General features: G+C 70.4%; 14 protein-coding genes. 9 read left to right on the forward strand and 5 right to left on the reverse strand.

Annotation, left to right across the window (positions count from 1 at the left end):
- Positions 1 to 9: 9 nt before the first annotated feature.
- Both AB0M47_RS03865 and AB0M47_RS03870 read left to right on the forward strand, forming a co-directional pair.
- Positions 10 to 1,104, forward strand: a complete 1,095-nt coding sequence (locus AB0M47_RS03865; RefSeq protein ID WP_363407903.1) for an NAD(P)-dependent alcohol dehydrogenase — start codon at positions 10 to 12, stop codon at positions 1,102 to 1,104.
- A gap of 197 nt (positions 1,105 to 1,301) precedes the next feature.
- Positions 1,302 to 2,519, forward strand: a complete 1,218-nt coding sequence (locus AB0M47_RS03870; RefSeq protein WP_363407906.1) for an oxygenase MpaB family protein — start codon at positions 1,302 to 1,304, stop codon at positions 2,517 to 2,519.
- A gap of 29 nt (positions 2,520 to 2,548) precedes the next feature.
- Here AB0M47_RS03870 and AB0M47_RS03875 read toward each other — a convergent pair whose 3' ends face one another.
- Both AB0M47_RS03875 and AB0M47_RS03880 read right to left on the reverse strand, forming a co-directional pair.
- The gene (locus tag AB0M47_RS03875; RefSeq protein WP_363407908.1) at positions 2,549 to 3,712 is read right to left on the reverse strand and encodes a helix-turn-helix domain-containing protein; all 1,164 of its coding nucleotides are present in this window, start codon (positions 3,710 to 3,712) and stop codon (positions 2,549 to 2,551) included.
- A gap of 98 nt (positions 3,713 to 3,810) precedes the next feature.
- Positions 3,811 to 5,001, reverse strand: coding sequence for a TetR family transcriptional regulator (locus AB0M47_RS03880; RefSeq protein ID WP_363407911.1), 1,191 nt, complete (start codon positions 4,999 to 5,001; stop codon positions 3,811 to 3,813).
- Positions 5,002 to 5,185: 184 nt separating this feature from the next.
- Here AB0M47_RS03880 and AB0M47_RS03885 point away from each other — a divergent pair, with 184 nt between their 5' ends.
- Together AB0M47_RS03885 and AB0M47_RS03890 are read left to right on the forward strand one after the other, a co-directional pair.
- Positions 5,186 to 6,400 carry an acetyl-CoA C-acetyltransferase gene (locus tag AB0M47_RS03885; RefSeq protein ID WP_363407914.1) on the forward strand — a complete coding sequence of 405 codons (1,215 nt, stop codon included), beginning with the start codon at positions 5,186 to 5,188 and terminating at the stop codon, positions 6,398 to 6,400.
- A 10-nt stretch (positions 6,401 to 6,410) separates the two neighbouring features.
- Positions 6,411 to 8,558, forward strand: a complete 2,148-nt coding sequence (locus AB0M47_RS03890; RefSeq protein ID WP_363407917.1) for a 3-hydroxyacyl-CoA dehydrogenase NAD-binding domain-containing protein — start codon at positions 6,411 to 6,413, stop codon at positions 8,556 to 8,558.
- A 6-nt stretch (positions 8,559 to 8,564) separates the two neighbouring features.
- Here AB0M47_RS03890 and AB0M47_RS03895 read toward each other — a convergent pair whose 3' ends face one another.
- Positions 8,565 to 10,511: a GMC family oxidoreductase N-terminal domain-containing protein gene (locus AB0M47_RS03895; RefSeq protein WP_363407920.1), complete on the reverse strand. Its 1,947-nt coding sequence runs from the start codon at positions 10,509 to 10,511 to the stop codon at positions 8,565 to 8,567.
- Positions 10,512 to 10,579: 68 nt separating this feature from the next.
- Positions 10,580 to 11,731, reverse strand: coding sequence for an acyl-CoA dehydrogenase family protein (locus tag AB0M47_RS03900; RefSeq protein WP_363407923.1), 1,152 nt, complete (start codon positions 11,729 to 11,731; stop codon positions 10,580 to 10,582).
- A gap of 75 nt (positions 11,732 to 11,806) precedes the next feature.
- On the opposite strand from AB0M47_RS03900, the gene AB0M47_RS03905 reads away from it, so the two are divergent.
- A complete protein-coding gene (locus tag AB0M47_RS03905) occupies positions 11,807 to 13,321 on the forward strand; it encodes an aldehyde dehydrogenase family protein (protein ID WP_363407926.1) in 1,515 nt (504 codons plus the stop codon).
- Here AB0M47_RS03905 and AB0M47_RS03910 read toward each other — a convergent pair.
- Entirely contained in the window at positions 13,272 to 13,964 is a 693-nt protein-coding gene (locus AB0M47_RS03910; RefSeq protein ID WP_363407929.1) for a GntR family transcriptional regulator, read from the reverse strand. The two genes, AB0M47_RS03905 and AB0M47_RS03910, sit on opposite strands and share 50 nt — an antisense overlap.
- A gap of 43 nt (positions 13,965 to 14,007) precedes the next feature.
- On the opposite strand from AB0M47_RS03910, the gene AB0M47_RS03915 reads away from it, so the two are divergent.
- From AB0M47_RS03915 to AB0M47_RS03930, 4 genes are read left to right on the forward strand one after another with little or no spacing between them, the layout of a single operon-like run.
- On the forward strand, positions 14,008 to 14,829 hold the full coding sequence (locus tag AB0M47_RS03915; protein WP_363407932.1) for an enoyl-CoA hydratase-related protein: 822 nt from the start codon (positions 14,008 to 14,010) through the stop codon (positions 14,827 to 14,829).
- The gene (locus AB0M47_RS03920) at positions 14,826 to 15,983 is read left to right on the forward strand and encodes a CaiB/BaiF CoA-transferase family protein (RefSeq protein WP_363407935.1); all 1,158 of its coding nucleotides are present in this window, start codon (positions 14,826 to 14,828) and stop codon (positions 15,981 to 15,983) included. Before AB0M47_RS03915 ends, AB0M47_RS03920 begins: the two co-directional genes overlap by 4 nt.
- Positions 15,983 to 17,011, forward strand: a complete 1,029-nt coding sequence (locus AB0M47_RS03925; RefSeq protein ID WP_363407938.1) for an LLM class F420-dependent oxidoreductase — start codon at positions 15,983 to 15,985, stop codon at positions 17,009 to 17,011. Before AB0M47_RS03920 ends, AB0M47_RS03925 begins: the two co-directional genes overlap by 1 nt.
- Positions 17,008 to 18,141 (forward strand): acyl-CoA dehydrogenase family protein, encoded by a 1,134-nt coding sequence (locus AB0M47_RS03930; RefSeq protein ID WP_363407941.1) that lies wholly within the window; start codon positions 17,008 to 17,010, stop codon positions 18,139 to 18,141. The genes AB0M47_RS03925 and AB0M47_RS03930 overlap by 4 nt, the downstream gene beginning before the upstream one ends.
- Positions 18,142 to 18,360 lie beyond the last annotated feature (219 nt).

Here is an 18,360-nt window from a genome sequence, read left to right on the forward strand (position 1 = left end):
GAGCCGATCATGCAGATCCGAGCTGCCGTCACGGAGACTCCGGGCGGGCCCTTCGTCGTTCAGGCGGTGGACCTGGAAGCGCCCCGGCCCGACGAAGTCCTGGTCCGGATGACCGCCGCGGGTGTGTGCCACACCGACCTCGGTATGCAGGCCGGCTGGCCGCGGCGGCGTACCCCGATGGTCTTCGGGCATGAGGGGGCCGGCGTGGTCGAGGCGGTCGGCGCGCAGGTGGCGGGTCTCGCGGTAGGTGACCACGTCTGCCTGACCTTCGACAGCTGTGGCCGGTGTGAGCAGTGCGTGGCCGGCCACCCGGCCTACTGCCACGCCCAGCGGATCTTGAACACCGGCGGCGGCCGGGCCGACGGCACCACTGCGCTGTCGCGCGACGGGGCGCCCGTGTTCGGCGCGTTCTTCGGCCAGTCGAGCTTCGCAACGTACGCGATCACCCATGCGCGCAACACAATCCGGGTACCCGCCGATCTGCCGCCTACGGTGGCCGCGCCGTTGGGCTGTGGCGTGCAGACGGGCGCCGGGACGGTGGTCAACCGGCTGCGTCCCGAGCCGGGCAGCTCGCTGATGGTGATCGGGGCCGGCGGGGTGGGGCTCAGTACGCTCATGGCCGCCGTCGTGGTGGGCTGCGATCCGGTCATCGTCGTCGAGCCGGTCGCTTCGCGCCGCGCGCTGGCCACGGAGTTGGGCGCCACGGCCGTCCTGGATCCAACAGCGGACGGCGACTTCGTCTCCACTGTGCTCGATCTGACCCGTGGCGGTGCGCAGTACGTCGTGGACACCACTAGCCGGTCGGACGTGCTCCGGCAGGCCGTCGCCGCCCTGCGGCCGAGGGGTGAACTCGCCCTGCTCGGCATCGGCGCCAAGGTCGAGTTCGACGTGATGAGCCTGCTCACCAAGGGCGTCCGGGTGCACGGGGTGATCGAGGGGGATGTGGACCCGGCGCGCTTCATCCCCGAGCTGGTCGGTCTCTACCAGCGTGGCCTGTTCCCTGTGGATCGCCTCGTCACGACGTTCGCCTTCGAGGACATCGGCGTCGCCGTGGCCGGGATGCGCGACGGCACGGCGGTCAAACCCGTGCTGACCTTCGGCTGAGGACGGTTCCGCCAGCAGCGGTCTCAGCTCGAAGCCGATGGATGGCAATCACATCGAACATGCCCTCTTGCCGGTCGAGTCACCCTCCTCTATGTTAATAGAAAATCACATGACCGGATGACTTGAAACCTGCTCGTATCGTTGCCACAAGCCGGTGCTCAAGGCAACGTCCGGCCGACCGGTAGGTAGGTGCGCGAATGCAAAATCTCAGCAGAAGAAGCATCCTGACCCTCGGTGCCGCGCTGGGTCTGGTAGCTGCGACGGAAGCTCCGAAGGCATGGGCGTGGTCGTCCGCCAACTCGATCGCCGGGACCGACACGGTCACCGACCCGTGGGACGTCTGGGACGACGCCACCGACCCGCTGCTCGCGTCGCTGCTGGACAGCAATCAGATCCCGGGGGTCAACACCGCGTTCCAGTCGTGGGTCAAGAACGGCGACCCGTTGCCCAGCGGCCTGCCCGCCCAGCTCACCAGCTACCTCACGACGTACAACAAGCTGCCGTCGTGGGCGGACCAGGCCAAGCTGGACCTCGCCGCCCAGTTCAACAAGCGCATGAGCATGTACCTGTTCCTGCTGTACGGACTGGGCAGCGGCATCATGAGCACGGTGATCCCGCGCGAGGCCCGCAACGTCTACTGGTCCGAGGGCGGCGCCGGCATGAAGATGCGGGCGGCCAAGACCTTCACCTACGGCTATGACCTCAGCGCGGTCGACGCCTTCAAGCCCACGGGCCACTTCGTGGTGACCTCCACCAAGACCCGCCTGACCCACGCGGCGGTGCGGCACCTGCTGCCGCAGTCGGCGGCGTGGCGGGCCGTCACGGACAACCCCATCCCGATCAGCAACGGCGACATCCTGATCACCTTCCACAGCCTGGGCACCTACGTGCACCGCAAGCTGCTGGAGTGGCGCAGCTACGGGCTGAAGATGTCGGCGGCGGAGGAGGCGGCGTACCTGCACATGTGGCAGGTCGCGCTGCACCTGCTGGGCGTGCGGGACGAGTTCATCCCGGCGACCTGGGCCGCCGCGGACGAGCAGTCGCAGTACGTGCTGACGCCGCTGCTCGGCGCGACGCCGGAGGGCATCGACCTGGCCAACATCCTGCTGAACCTGACCTCGTCGGTCGACCTGGGCGTGACCAAGGGATTCCAGCGGGAGTTCTCCCGGTACGTGCTCAGCGACAAGATCGGCAACTGGCTGAAGCTGCCGCGGGACTTCATCTCGCGGGGCGTGATCGAGGTCGGCTGGCCGGCGTACGTGCTGTTCCGCGAGGGGCTGTCTCCGGTCATGCCCGAGGGCTTCTCCCTCTTCGACCAGTTCATCCGCGGCCTGGCGATGCTGTTCCTCAACAACGGCACGTCGACGAGCTACACCCCGATCACCATCCCGGTGGGGAACCGGCCCGGCGCCTGAGCCGGCGCCCGATCACAGAGTCTGCCCGTTCACAGCGTCAGGGCGCCGGTCACCAAGGCGGTGACCGCGTCCCGATGGCCGGGCGCGTCCTGCCAGCGCAGTGCACGCCCGGCCTCCACCACCACGCCGAAGCCGGCGTGGACCAGGAGCCGAGCCTGCCGGGAGTCCAGCTCCGGGCGTACCGTCCGGAGTTGGTGCTCCCAGACGGCGATGTGTTCGCGCTGGGCGAGGATCACCGGCCGCTGGAGATCCGCCGGCAGGCCGGCGACCTCGGCTTCGGCGACGCTGTTGAGCGCGTTGTGCTCGAAGCAATAGGCCACGTACGCCGCTGCCAGCGCGACGACGGCCTGCCGGGGATCGGTCGCCTGATGGAGGCTGCGTTCCACGGCCTGTTCGAGCAGTGCCGCCGCTTGCAGGCAGGCGGCGACCAGGATGTCGACCTTGCCGGGGTACTGCCGGTAGATCGCCGACGGCGCGAGTCCCACCGCCTGAGCGATCTGCGCGTTCGTGACGTTGGCGAACCCGTCCCGGGCGAACAACGGGATGGCCGCCGCGAGGATCTCGGCGCGTCGCGTACGCGGCACGGGCTGGGCGGGCAGTTCGACCTGCCGCGCGGTGCCCGCGACCGCCGTCGGATCGGTCGCGACGACCTGGGTCGCGGAGGCCAGCAACAGCTCCTCGGTACGCCGCTGGGCGATCGAGGTGTGGTGCATCGTGATGGACCCGATCACACCGAGGGCGGCGACGGCTCGCAGACGTTCGTCGGGCAACGGGTACTCGCGCCGGACCAGTTCGGTCACTCGGCCCACGACGTGCCCGAACTTCGTCCGCAGGCGGCGTCGGTCCTCGCGTTCGAGGTAACGGGCCTCCCATCGGTAGAGGCCGCCCGACGCACGATGCGAGACGGTCACCCGGGTGAGGGCGACGAGCACGTCCCGCAGTTCCGCCTCGGGGCCCCAGTCGTCGACCGCCGCGACGAGCTTGTCCACCATGATGTTGGCGCACTCGGCGAACAGGGCGTACTTGTTGGGGAAGTGCCGGTACAGCGCGGCCGCGCTGATCCCCACGACGGCGGCGATCTCCTCCATGGACGCCGCGTGATAGCCGCGTTCGCTGAACACCTGACCGGCCGCGTCGACGATGACCTGCTTGCGGTTGCGCGGTCGGGTGGCCGCCGTCGGCCCGGTGGTCACAGCATCCCTCGAGCCGACGTGGGCGGACACAAGACCATGCCTGCTAGTCAATCACAGCACCCGGTACGCCCTCGAAGTCCCGGCCGGGGTCGGCTGCTTCAGGCCTGCAGCACCGTGAGGGCGAGGCGGGCCGTCTGCTCGTCGTAGCCGGCGGCGCTGTCGAAGCGGCCGAGCCGGCCGATGTCGGTGATGACGTTGAGCACGGCGTGCACGAGTACGCGCGCGTCGGCGACCGGCAGCTCCGGGCGTACGGCGACGACGAGTTGCACCCATTCCTCGACGTTCGACCGCTGTGCTCCACGGAGTTGGTGGCGGTCCTCGTCGGGCAGGTTGTTGTTCTCCGCCAGGTAGACCGCGACCAGATCGCTCTGCGCGAAGGCGAAGGCGGCGTACGCGTGCACGACCCGGTGCAGGGCGTCGACGGGATCGGTCGCCTCGGCGATCGCGGCGGTCGTGGCGCCGCCGAGGCGGTCGGTGGCCCGGTAGTAGGCGGCCGCGAGCAGGTCGGCCTTGCTGGGGAAGTATCGGTACACGCTGGAGGCCTGCATCCCGGCGGCGCGGCCGATGTCCTCGACGGCGACGGCGTGATAGCCGTGGCGGTGGAACAGCCGGATGGCCTCGGTCAGCAGCAGTTCACGGCGCGATGACGGGCGTACCGCTGTGGTGGGCGGGGTGGTCTGCTCCGATGGCGGCGACTGGGGCGCGTCCGCCCGCAGGAGCGTCCAGGCGATCCGGGTGAGCAGGTGTTCGGTGCCGGTCGCCGTGGCGCGGTGGGTGGACACGCTGCCGAACGCGCTGAGCGCCGCGTTGACCAGGAGGTCGGCCTGCCCGGCGGTCAGCTCGGGCCGTAGCTCGCGCAGGGGCCCGGCGAGGCGGCCGACCAGGGTCGCCAGGATGGCGGCGAACTCGCGCCGATGCTCGGGGGTGAGGTAGCGGCGTTCCCATTGGTAGAGCCCGGCCACGCGCCGCTTGCCGACCGCGACGCCGGCCAGCGCGGCGAGCTGCTCGTTCAGGACGCCCTCGGCGGTGGTCGCCTGCGGGTCGGCGGTCGCGCCGAGCAGCGCGCCGACGACCTCCCGGGTGGCGTGGACGAGGATCGCGTACTTGTTGGGGAAGTGCCGGTAGACGGCGGGGCCGCTGATGCCGACGACGGCGGCGATCTCGTCGACGGAGACGCGGTGATATCCCCGCTCGCAGAACAGCTCGGCGCCGGCCAGCGCGATGCGGTCCTTGCGGTCCTTGGGCCGCTTGGTCGCTACGGGGGCTTCGCCGCTGGCTGCTGGTCGCACCCGTATACGTTAGCGCCACCTCGCGGAAAGGTCGCGACAGCCAGCCGACTTCTCGCCCGCTATAGATCGGCGAGGCCGAGGGCGGCCAGCGGGCTTCGGGCACGCGGACCGCTTGACAACCGGCGGCGGGCTCAACGAAAGTTAGGCGGAATTCGCATTCGGGTGAGCAGCAAGGAGCTTGGCCATGACGACCGAGGCGTTCATCTACGATGCGCTGCGCACACCACGCGGCCGGGGAAAGCCGAACGGATCGCTGCATGGGGTTAAGCCGGTTTCGCTTGTCGTGGGTCTGATCGAGGAGACCCTGCGGCGGCTGCCGAGCCTGGACCCACAGGTGATCGACGACATCGTGCTCGGGGTGGTGTCCCCGCTGGGCGATCAGGGATCCGACATCGCCAAGACGGCCGCCCTCGTCGCGGGGCTGCCCGACACGGTGGCGGGAATGCAGCTCAACCGGTTCTGCGCGTCGGGCCTGGAGGCGGTGAACGTCGCCGCGCAGAAGGTGCGGTCGGGCTGGGAGGATCTCGTGCTCGCCGGCGGCGTCGAGTCGATGTCCCGGGTCGCGATGGGCTCCGACGGTGGAGCCTGGGCGCAGGACCCGGAGACCAACTTCGACACCGGCTTCGTACCGCAGGGCATCGGCGCCGACCTCATCGCGACCCTCGACGGTTACGACCGCGACGTCGTGGACGGATACGCGCTGCAGTCGCAGGCCCGCGCGGCGAAGGCGTGGGCCAACGGCTACTTCGCCCGTTCGGTGGTCCCGGTGCGGGACCGCAACGGGCTGACCGTGCTCGATCGTGACGAGCACATCCGGGCGGACTCGACCGCCGAGGGCCTCGCCGCGCTGCGCCCGTCCTTCGCCGGCATCGGCGAGAAGGCGGGCTTCGACGCCGTGGCGTTGCAGAAGTACCACTGGGTCGAGGCCATCAACCACGTCCACACGGCGGGCAACTCGTCCGGCATCGTCGACGGCGCCTCGCTGGTGGTCGTGGGCAGCGAGGCGGCCGGGAAGGCCGCCGGCCTGACACCGCGGGCGCGCATCGTCGCCACGGCGCTCAGCGGCGCCGATCCGACGATCATGCTCGCCGGCCCGGCCCCGGCCACCCGCAAGGCGCTGGCCAAGGCCGGCCTCACCGTGGCGGACCTGGACCTCGTGGAGATGAACGAGGCGTTCGCGGCCGTGGTCCTGCGGTTCGTCGCCGACATGGGCCTGAGCATGGACATCGTCAACGTCAACGGCGGCGCCATCGCGATGGGACACCCGCTGGGAGCCACCGGCGGCATGATCCTCGGCACGCTTCTCGACGAGCTGGAGCGCCGCGGTGGTCGCTACGGGCTCGCCACGCTCTGCGTCGGTGGCGGCATGGGCATCGCGACCGTCATCGAACGAATCTGAGGAGTCACGAATGGTCAACACAATCCGGTGGGAGCGCGGCGACGACGGCATCGTGCTGCTCACCCTCGACCACCCCGGGCGTTCGGCGAACGTGATGAACGACGAGTTCGGGGCAAGCCTCGTGGCGACGGTGGACCGGCTCGAAGCCGAGCGTGACCAGATCACCGGCGTGATCCTCACCTCCGCCAAGAAGACCTTCTTCGCCGGCGGCGACCTGGAGTCGCTGATGCGGCTGACGCCGGCCGACGCCGAGTCCGCCACGGCCAACACCCGCATGCTCAAGGACGCGGTGCGCCGGCTGGAGACGCTCGGGCGTCCGGTCGTGGCCGCCGTCAACGGGTCGGCCCTCGGCGGCGGGCTGGAACTCGCCCTGGGTTGCCACCACCGCGTCGTGCTCGACAACCCGGCGATCGAGATCGGCTTTCCCGAGGTCACCCTCGGTCTACTGCCCGGCTGCGGCGGCGTCGTGCGTACCGTGCGGCTCCTGGGGGTGGCCGACGCACTGCTCAACTGGCTGGTACGCGGACAGCGGCGGCGGCCGCAGGACGCCCTGGCGAACGGGCTGGTCGACGAACTCGCCGCCGACGAGGCAGCGATGATGGCGGCCGCCCGAGCGTTCATCGCGGCGAACCCCGACGCGACACAGCCGTACGACCGCAAGGGCTACAAGATGCCCGGCGGAACTCCGTCCACTCCGGCGCTCGCCACGCAGCTGCCGGCGATGGCCGCCATCCTGCGTCAGCAGCTCAAGGGCGCGCCCTATCCAGCGCCGCGCAACATTCTCGCCGCCGCCGTCGAGGGCGCGCAGGTCGACCTGGACACCGCGTTCACCATCGAGGGCCGGTACTTCACGGAACTTGCCACCGGCCAGATCTCGAAGAACATGATCAAGGCGCTCTTCTTCGACGTGCAGACGGCCGGGTCGCGCGACCGCGGCGAGGGCCACCCGCCCATCCAGCGGGTTGCCGTCATCGGGGCGGGCATGATGGGCGCCGCGATCGCGTACGTGTGCGCGCGTGCGGGCATGCAGGTCGTGCTCAAGGACGTGACCGTCGAGGGGGCGCTGCGCGGCAAGGCGTACTCGGTGGGGCTGCTCGACAAGGCGGTCGCCCGGGGTGTGTCCACACCGGACGAGAAGGACGCGCTGCTGGACCGGATCCACGCGACGGAGGACCTCGCCGACCTGGCCGGCGTCGACCTCGTCATCGAGGCGGTCTTCGAGGACCCCGCCCTCAAGCACAAGGTGTACGCCGAGATCGAGCAGGTCGCACCGGACGCGTTGATCGCGTCCAACACGTCGACCCTGCCGATCACGCTGCTCGCCGAGGGCGTCAGCAAGCCGGACGAGTTCGTCGGTCTGCACTTCTTCTCACCGGTGGACAAGATGCCGCTGGTCGAGGTGATCCGCGGCGAGCGGACCAGCGAGGCCACGCTGCAGCGGGCGCTGGGCGTCGTGCATCGGCTGCGCAAGACGCCGATCGTCGTCAACGACAGCCGCGGCTTCTTCACCAGCCGGGTCATCGGCACGTTCACCAACGAGGGCGTGGCGATGCTGGCCGAGGGGATCCCGGCGGCCAGCATCGAGCAGGCCAGCAGCCAGGCCGGCTACCCGGCGCCGGTGCTCGCGCTGATGGACGAGCTGACGCTGACCCTGCCGCGCAAGATCCGGCAGGAGACGGCGGCGGCGACGGTCGCCGCCGGTGGCGCCTGGCAGCCGCACGCCGCCGACGCGGTCATCGACCGGATGATCGACGACTTCGGCCGGCCTGGACGTTCGGGCGGCGCCGGGTTCTACGACTACCGCGAGGGCAAGCGGGCCGGGCTGTGGCCGGGTCTGCGGGAGAACTTCGGCGGGACGAACCTCGACACCCCCTTCGAGGACCTCAAGGAACGGATGCTGTTCATCGAGGCGGTCGAGTCGGTGCGGTGCCTCGAGGAAGGCGTGCTGGACTCGGTGGTCGACGCCAACGTCGGCTCGATCCTGGGCATCGGCTACCCGGCCTGGACCGGCGGCGTGCTGCAGTACATCAACCAGTACGAAGGCGGGCTGCCCGGCTTCGTCGCCCGCGCGCGGGTGCTCGCGGAGCGCTACGGCGACCGGTTCAGCCCGCCCCGGCTGCTGGTCGAGAAGGCCGACCGGGGCGAGCTGTTCGAGTAACGCGGGTCAGAGCCCGGCGGCGAGTCGTTGGGCGTTCATGTACGCGATGGCCTCCACGGAGATCATCGGGTTGACGCCCAACGACGCCGGGAACGTGGACGCGTCGGCGAGGACCAGGTTCGGGACCTCCCAGGTGGCGCCGTCAGGCCCGGCGGCCGAGGTCGCCGGGCTGCCGCCCATCCGGGCCGCGCCCATGATGTGCAGGGCGGCCATGGCGATCTGGCCGGGCGCGGTGCCCAAGGCGTCGGTCTGCCGGATGAAGTCGTCGATGGAGCTCGTGCCGCGTTCCCAGATCGTGCCGCGCTGGTGGCCGGAGAAGAGCCGGCGGGCGCCGGCCGCCTCGACGATGCGGGCGCCGCCCTCGATCCCGGCCCGCATGTGCGCCGCGTCGTACGCGGACAGGCGGTAGTGCACCACCGGTTCGCCGTCGCTGCCGACCTTGACCTGTCCGCTGTCGCGGTCCCGGGTGATGATGCCGACCCCGCTGAGGTTCGGCAGCGACCGCATCTGGTCCAGATGGGCCTGTGCGCCGGTCCAGCTCATGAACGACACGGCGGTGGCCGGGTTGGTGGCGGCGGTCTCGTAGATGACGCCGTAGCCGTGGCCGTCGAGGTCGGCGTGCTCGGTGGAGTACCGGGTCTGGATGCCGCCCTCCCAGGGGCGGACTTCCTCGTCGAACACGCCCCACACGCCGGTCGCGGGGTGCAGGTGCAGGTGGCGGCCGATGTTCGGGTTGGTCAGTCCGGACCGGCGGAGCAGGGCCGGCGTCTGCACACTGCCGGCGGCGGCCACCACGGCACGGGCGTGGATGATCACCGGATGCCCGTCGGCGGTACGCCCGACGATGCCGGTAGCCCGGCCGGCCTGGAGGGTGATGGTGCGTACGTCGACGCCGACGATGAGCCGCGCGCCGGACTGCTGGGCGTCGACGAGCCAGGTCTTGGCGGTGGACTGCTTGGCTCCGAGGCGGCAGCCGAGCCCACACCGGCCACATTCGACACCGTTGTCGCAGCCGTCGACGTTGCGGGGCATCTCGTCGACGTGCCAGCCGAGCTTGGCCAGTCCGCGTTCCATCAGTACGTCGCGGGAGGAGATCTGGCCGTGGTCGCGGTTGACGCCGAGCCGTGACCACACCGCGTCGAGGCTGCGGTCGTATTCGTCGGTGGCGAACTGCGGTACGCCCGACGCCGCCCACTCTTCGCGTACGCGGGGCGGGGTGCGGAACGAGGTCGTGTAGTTGACGACGGTTCCACCGCCGAGGCACTGCCCCTGAAGCAGGCTCAGCTGACCTTCGGCGGTGGCGGCGGGGCCGGGTGCGTACAGGCGGGAGAGCCCGGACAGCTCGCCGCCGTCGAAGTCCTTGTCGTCGTAGTACTCGCCCTTCTCCACCACGATCACGTCCAGCCCGTGGCCGGCGAGGACGGCCGCAGCCGTGCCGCCGCCGGCGCCCGACCCGACGATGACGACGTCACAGTCCAGAGTGGTCGCCCCGGCCGGGCGAAGGGGAGTCAGTGGGGGCTCGGCGGCGTCGGCCCGGGTGCCGAGCGGGCCGGGATAGCCGATGGCGTCCCACAGTGGCGAGTGACCGGTAGCTCCGGGTGCCATGTAGTAGGACAGCGTGGCAGCGCCCTTGAGGGCTTGGAAGATGGCGCGTTTGCGGGTCATGCCGGAGTCGGCCAGGGCGAGCAGCATCTGCTCGCGGCGCTGCTGGGTCTGCTGGGAGAACCGTCGCGCGCCGCCACCGAGGAGCAGTTGGGTGGCGGGGGAGTCCCAGACGTTCAGCAGCTGGCAGAACTGCTTCACCTCAGCCGTACGCGGATTGTGCAGGACCAGCGCGGCCATGATGTCGACCGCGCCGATCTCACTGGCCGACGGCAGGCCGGCTCCGTCGCCGGGGGCGAACGTGTCGCAGATGCTCGCCAGGGCGGCGCGCTGTTTGACGGACAGTTCCATGCTCTGCCTCCATTCAGGAATGGCCGGCGAGTGTGTCGAACACTCGCCGGCCAGGAGCTGATCGTGGATTACTGCAACTGGTCGGACAGCCCGTAGGTCTTCGCGATGATCTCGCGCTGGATCTCGCTGGTGCCGCCGTAGACGGTGGACACCACCGAGGCCCGGACCAGGCGTTCCATGTCGTACTCGGTGGCGTAGCCGTAGCCGCCCATCATCTGCATCGCGTCCAGGGTGACGCGGCGGGCGGTCTCGGTGGCCTTGAGCTTGGCCATCGAACTCTCCCGGGGCAGCACGGTGGTCGGGGACCGGTCGACCTGCGCCGCCGTGTTGTAGACCAGGAGGCGAGCGCATTCGATCTCGGTGGCCAGGTCGGCCAGGCGGTGCCGGATCACCTGGAACGAGCCGATGGGCTTGCGGAACTGGCGCCGGTTCTTGACGTACTCCACGACGTCGTCGAACGCGCGCTGGGCGGTGCCCAGCATGACGCTGGCCAGGATCAGCCGTTCCATGTTGAGCCCGGCCATCAGCTGCCGCCAGCCCTGATCGATCTGGCCGACCACGGCGTCGGCCGGCAGTACGCAGTCGGCGAAGTAGAGGTCGTTGACCTCCCGGCCGCCCATGGTGTCGATGCCGGAGACGGTCAGTCCGGGCGTGGTGGCGGGGACGAGGAACATGGTCAGCCCGTTGTGATCGCCGGCCCGCCCCGACGTACGCGCGACGAGCAGGATGTGCTCGGCGAGATGGGCGTTGGAGCACCACGTCTTCTGGCCGTTGACGATGAATCCGTCGCCGTGTCGCTCGGCGCGGCAGCTCAGGTTGGCCACATCGGAGCCGGCTTCCGGCTCGGACATCGCCACGGCCTCGATCGCGCCCTGGGCGACGCCGCCCAGGATGAGCTTCTTCTGCTCCAGCGACCCGAATCGCTCATAGGTCGCGGCGACGATGATCGACGTGGTGAAGCCGCCGATGGGGGCCATCGCCCGGGCGGTCTCCTCCAGGAACAGGCACAGCTCCACCATGCCCGCGCCGCCGCCGTCGAACTCCTCCGGCAGGGACAGGCCGAGCCAGCCGAGGTCGGCCATTTTGCGGTACAGCTCTGGGCTGTGGTTCTCCCGGCCGCCATTGGTCAGTTTCTGCCGCTGCTCACGGGTTCCGGCCTCGCGGCGGCAGAAATCCTGCACCGCCGCGACGAGTGACCGTTGCTCGTCGGTCCATTCCACAGCTGTACCTCCAGCGTCGCTCAGGGGTTGACAGCAAGGCTAGACTATCGAATATCAAATGTCAGGAGGCCGCCGATGACGTCCCTCGTTGAGCACCCTCGTCGGCTCCACGTCGTGGACCCGATAACCGGTGAGTCTCGCGCCGACTACGACATCGCCGACGAAGCCGCGGTGCACGCGGCCGTCGAGCGAGCACGCGACGCGGCCGGCTGGTGGGCCGGCCTTCCGGCGCGCGAACGGCGGCGGCACCTGTTGGCGTACAAGTCGCTGATCGCGAGTCGGATCGACGAGCTGGCCGAGCTGATCCGCGCGGAGACCGGCAAGTCGCTCGCGGGGGCGCAGCTTGAGGTGATGCTGGCGGTCGAGCACCTGGACTGGGCGGCGCGCAATGCCCGGCGGGTGTTGAAGCGGCGGTCGGTGTCCTCCGGCATGCTCGCGTTCAATCAGGCCAGTTCGGTGACGTACGTGCCGTTCGGCGTCGTCGGCGTGATCGGGCCGTGGAACTATCCGGTCTACACGCCGATGGGGGCCGTCTCGCACGCGCTGGCCGCCGGCAACGCGGTGGTCTTCAAGCCCAGCGAGTTCACTCCCGGTGTCGGTGTGTGGCTGGCGCAGTGCTGGAGCGAGCTGCTGCCGGACCGGCCGGTTCTGCAGGTCGTCACCGGCGACGGCACGACCGGGGCGGCGCTGTGCCGTGCGGCGGTCGACAAGATCGCGTTCACCGGGTCGGCGGCGACCGGGCGTGCCGTGATGGCCGCCTGCGCCGAGCGGTTGACCCCGGTCGTCATCGAGGGCGGCGGCAAGGACGCGCTCATCGTCACGGCCGACGCTGATCTCGACGCCGCCGCCCAAGCCGCGGTGTTCGGCGGTCTGGGCAACGCCGGGCAGACCTGCGCCGGAGTCGAGCGCGTCTACGTCGAGCAGGCCGTGTACGAGCCGTTCGTGGCCAAGCTTGCGGAACTGGCGCGGAAGGTCCGGCCCGGCGCCGAACCGGAAGCGCCCTACGGGCCGATGACCACGCCCACGCAACCCGGCATCGTGCTGCGCCACATCACTGACGCGATCGACCGCGGTGCGCGGGCGCTGGTCGGCGACGCCGCCTCGGTGCGGCCGCCGTTCGTGGAGCCGGTGGTGCTGACCGACGTCCCCGAGGACAGCGCGGCGGTCACCGACGAGACCTTCGGCCCGGTCCTGGTGGTCAATCCGGTGGCCGACGCCGAGGAGGCGCTGCGCCGGACCAACGCGACCGCCTACGGTCTGTCCGGCGCGATCTTCACCCGCCATCGTCGTCGTGGGCTGGCTCTCGCGGCGCAGCTTCGGGCCGGCGCGGTGTCGGTCAATTCAGTGCTCGGGTACGCCGGTGTGCCGTCGCTGCCCTTCGGCGGCGTGGGCGACTCCGGCTTCGGGCGGGTCCACGGCGCGGACGGCCTGCGGGAGTTCAGCCGGCCCATGTCGGTGACCTGGCAGCGGTTCCGGCCGCCGATCGACCTGATGACGCTGCAACCCGCGGCGTCGGCGATGCGTACGTCACTGGTGATGTTCAGGTGGCGGCACGGTCGCTCCACACACCCAGCCCGTCGAGATGCTTGACCAATCGCTGGGCGCCGTCGGTGAAGTGGCGGGCCATGATCGGCTCGACGGCCGCCGGGTCGTGGGCCTCGAGCGCGATCAGCAGCGCCTCGTGGTCGGCGATCATGGCGGCCCGCCACTCCGGGTTGGCCGCGTAGAACCGCGACGGCGTGTAGCGCGTCACCGTGCGCAGCAGCCAGGACAGCTTGCGCGCGTCGGCCAGCCGGTTGATGCTGCGGTGGAACTCGAACTCGAGCTGCTCGACCCGGCTGATCTGCCGGGCCTGAGCGGCGCGGCGCAACCGCTCGTGCTGCTGCCGCAGATCGTCGAGCTGGTCCTGGGTGATCGTGACGGCGACCCGGGAGGCGAGTTCGCCGGCGATGTCGCCCTGCAGCGCGAACACGTCCAGGATGTCCTGCCGGGACAGTGGTGCGACCACGTGGCCGCGACGCGGCTGCAGCTCGACCATGTCCTCCGCGCGCAGCATCAGCAGCGCCTCGCGTACCGGGGTGATGCTGAGCCCGGTCTCCTGGGCCACCTCTTCGAGCCGGATCCGCTCGCCGGGGCGCAGCTGGCCGGACATGATCCGGTCGCGCAGCAGGCTCGCCACCGTCTCGGACAGCTGCGGATATGAAACGTCCTGACCCTTGCTCCGCTCCGCCACGGACGTAAGAGTATCAAATGTCAAATGTCGTAAGGATGCGCCGATGACCATATCCCTGCCGGCGGCCGAACCGGCCGGAAGCGGTCTGCGGGCCGCCACCCACGCCGGCGTACGCACGATCTGGTTCGACCGGCCCGATCGGCGGAACGCGATGACGCTGGACATGTTCCGCGCCTACTACGCGGCGTTGTCGGCCGCCGACGCGGATCCGGCGGTACGCGCGATCGTCGTCACCGGCGCGGGCGACTGGTTCTGCTCGGGCGCCGACCCGGAGTCGTTGCACGCGCTGCTCGACGGCGGCAACCGCGATCAGCTGATGAACGAGTTCGGTTTCGAACCGCATCTGCCGATGACGCTGGGCACTCCGATCATCGCCGCGATCAACGGCGGAGCGGCCGGCCTCGGCCTGGTCCACGCCCTGTACGCCGACATCCGGTTCCTGGCGGCGGAGGCTCGCCTGGCGACCGCGTTCAGCCGGCTCGGCCTGATCGCCGAATACGGCAGCGCCTGGCTGCTGCCCCGGCTGATCGGCGTGGGCAACGCGCTGGATCTGCTGGTGTCCGGCCGCAAGATCGATGCGGCGGAGGCGCTGCGGATCGGACTGGTGCAACGAGTGCTCCCACGCGACGAGGTGCTGGCCGAGGCGCAAGCCTACGCCGCCCAGCTGGCCGCGTCCTGCTCGCCGGCGTCCATGGCGGTGATCCGGCAGCAGGTGTGGTCGGGGCTGGAGACCGGGGCCGCCGTCGCCGCGGCCGATGCCACCCGGCTCATGACCGAATCCCTGGCCGGGGCGGACTTCGGCGAGGCGCTGGCGAGCCTGGCCGAGGGGCGTACGCCCCGCTTCGCGGCGAGGTCCGGCTCATGAGCGGCCCGCTGACCGGAGTCCGGGTCCTGGAACTGGCCGGGATCGGGCCAGGCCCGTTCGCGGCGATGCTACTGGCCGACCTGGGCGCCGATGTCATCCACGTCGATCGGCCTGAGCCGGGCGCGCTGGCGGCCGGTGATCCGCGGGCGGACCTGCTCAACCGGGGCAAGCGGTCGGTCGTCGTGGACCTCAAACATCCCGACGGCGCAGAGGTGATCCTGGAGCTGGCCGATCGCGCCGCGATCCTGATCGAGGGCTGGCGGCCCGGGGTCGCCGAACGGCTCGGGATCGGGCCGCAGACCGTGCTGGAACGCAATCCGGGCCTGGTCTACGGGCGGATGACCGGCTGGGGACAGGACGGGCCGCTGGCCCGCGCCGCCGGTCACGACATCGGCTACATCGCCGTCGCCGGGGCGTTGCATCCGATCGGCCGCGCGGGCGGCCCGCCGCAGATCCCGCTCAACCTCGTCGGCGACTTCGGCGGCGGCTCGCTGTACCTGGTCGTCGGCTGCCTCGCGGCCCTGCACGTGGCCCGGACGACCGGCCGGGGGCAGGTCGTCGACGCCGCCATCGTCGACGGAGCGGCCCACCTCACCACGCTGTTCGCCGGAATGCTGGCCGGCGGGGCCTGGCAAGCCGAGCGCGGCCGCAACCTGCTCGACGGCGGCGCGCCGTTCTACGACGTCTACGCCACCGCCGACGGCGGGCACATGGCGGTCGGCGCGCTGGAACCCCAGTTCTACGCCGAGTTGATCCGGCTGCTCGGGCTGGCCGACGCAGACCTGCCGGCCCAGCACGATATCGCCGGATGGCCGGTGCTGCGAACGCGGTTCGCGGAGGTCTTCGCCGAACGCACACGCGACGAGTGGACCAAAGTCTTCGAAGGCACCGATGCCTGTGTGGCACCGGTGTTGTCGCTCGCCGAAGCACAACACCATCCGCACCTGGTGGCACGGGGGACGTTCGAGGACCGGTTCGGCGTACGCCAGCCCGCAGTGGCACCGCGCTTGTCGCAGACACCGGGGACGGTCGGCGGTCGCCCGCCGATGCCCGGGGCGGACACCGAAGCCGTGCTCACCGACTGGGGCCTCGGCACACACTCAGCGCGCTGGTTGGGCACCGGCGCCGTCAGCCAGACACGAGGAGCGCACTGATGCGGATCGCGACACCACTGGCGTACGCCACGGACCCCCGGGGCGGAGCGGACGAGGTGGCCGCCTGGGAACAGGACGGCCTCGACGTCGTCTGGGTGTCGGAGGCCTACGGCTTCGACGCCCCGACCATCATGGGCTACCTCGCGGCGAAGACCACCCGGATGCAGATCGGCTCGGCCATCCTGCCGATCTACTCCCGCACCCCGGCACTGCTCGCGCAGACGGCGTCCGGTCTGGACGCGATGTCGGGCGGTCGCGCCATCCTCGGCATCGGCGCGTCCGGGCCGCAGGTGATCGAGGGCTGGCACGGCGTCGCGTACGACCGGCCGCTCGCGCGGACCCGTGAGGTGATCCGGATCTGCCGGCAGGTGTGGCGACGCGAGACGCTGGTCAACGACGGCATCTACCAGCTGCCGCTGCCCGAGGGGGAAGGCACCGGGCTCGGCAAACCGCTGAAGATCCTCACTCACCCGGTCCGGGACCGCATCCCGATCTACGTGGCGAGCCTCGGTGACAAGAACGTCCAGATGACCGCCGAGCTGGCCGACGGATGGCTGCCGTTCCTCTACGATCCCGAGCGCGCGGGCGACGTCTGGGGTTCGGCGCTGGCGACGGGCGGGCGTAAGCGGTCCGCCGATCTCGGTCCGCTGGAGGTCGTCGCGGGCGGTCCGCTGGCCATCGGCCCGGACGTGGCCGGACTGCGCGACCTGGCCCGGCCGCTGATCGCCCTGTACGTCGGCGGCATGGGAGCCAAGGGCCGCAACTTCTACCACGACCTGCTGTGCCGCTACGGGTACGCCGCCGAGGCCGACCGCATCCAGGACCTCTACCTGGCCGGCCACAAAACGGAGGCCGCCGCCGCGGTTCCGGCGGAACTGCTGGAACGCACCAGCCTGATCGGGCCGGAGAGCTACGTACGCGACCGCGTACAGGCCTATCGCGACGCCGGAGTAACGATCCTCAACGTCACGCCGCTGGGGTCCGACCCGCGGCGTCTCATCGCAGCAGTGAAGGACATGGCCCGATGAACCGCGACATCTTCACCGCCGACCACCTCGCCTTCGCCGAACTGGTACGCGCGTTCATCGGCAAGGAGATCACCCCGCATCACGACCGCTGGGAGGCCGAGGGTGTCGTCGACCGCAGCGTCTGGCGGGCCGCCGGAGCCGCCGGTCTGCTGGGCTTCTTCGTCGACGAGCAGTACGGCGGCGGCGGGGTCGTCGACCAGCGCTTCAACGCCATCCTCACCGAGGAGCTGGCTCGGGCGGGCGCGAGCGGCCCGGCGTTCGGCCTGCACAACGACATCATCGGGCCGTATCTCACGGATCTGACCACGGACGAGCAGAAGCAGCGGTGGCTGCCGGGCTTCTGCTCGGGCGAGCTCATCACGGCGATCGCCATGTCCGAACCCGGTGCCGGCAGCGACCTGCAGGGCATCACGACCACTGCGGTACGCGACGGCGACAGCTACCTCCTCAACGGGCAGAAGACGTTCATCAGCAACGGAATCCTGGCCGATCTGGTCATCGTGGTGGCTCGTACCGATCCCGCGGCGGGGCATCGGGGGATCAGCCTGCTGGTCGTCGAACGGGACACACCCGGCTTCGAACGCGGCCGGAACCTCGACAAGATCGGGCAGAAGGCGCAGGACACGGCCGAGCTGTTCTTCTCCGACGTACGCGTACCGGCCGCCAACCTCCTCGGCGTCGAGGGCCAGGGCTTCGCGTACCTGATGCGCAACCTGCCCTACGAACGGCTGTCGATCGCCGTCGCGGCGCTCGCCGGGGCCGAGACGGTGTTCGAGCAGACCCTCGCCTACTGCAAGGAGCGTCAGGCCTTCGGCCGCCCGATCGGCAGCTTCCAGCACAACCGGTTCGTGCTGGCCGAGATCGCCACCGAACTGCGCCTCGGCCGGGTGTTCGTCGACCGGTGCCTGGTGGAATCCACGCTCACCGCGGAGACTGCGGCGATGGCGAAGTGGTGGTGCACCGAACTGCAGAAGCGCACCGTGGACCGCTGCCTGCAGTTGCACGGCGGCTACGGCTACATGCGGGAGTACCCGGTGGCCAAGGCGTACTTGGACGCTCGGGTGCAGACGATCTACGGCGGTACCACGGAGATCATGAAAGAAGTGATCGGCCGGTCGCTCGGCCTCTAGCCTCCCCTTCGCGGGGGTTGGCATCCGCCGGCCCCCGCATCGCGTTCCACCGATGGGGCGTCGCCGTGGTCGGCGCCCCGGCCCCGTCCGCGCGAGTGGAACGCTGTGTACCTATCCGTTGTCGGGTTAGGTGGGTGGTGTTCCACCGACGTCCGCTCCCGGGGTGATCTCCGGAGTGCCGCGCACCTTTCCCGGGTCCGGAAGGGTGTCCAGCCCTCC

Source organism: Hamadaea sp. NPDC051192, assembly GCF_040682475.1.
GTDB lineage: Bacteria > Actinomycetota > Actinomycetes > Mycobacteriales > Micromonosporaceae > Hamadaea > Hamadaea flava.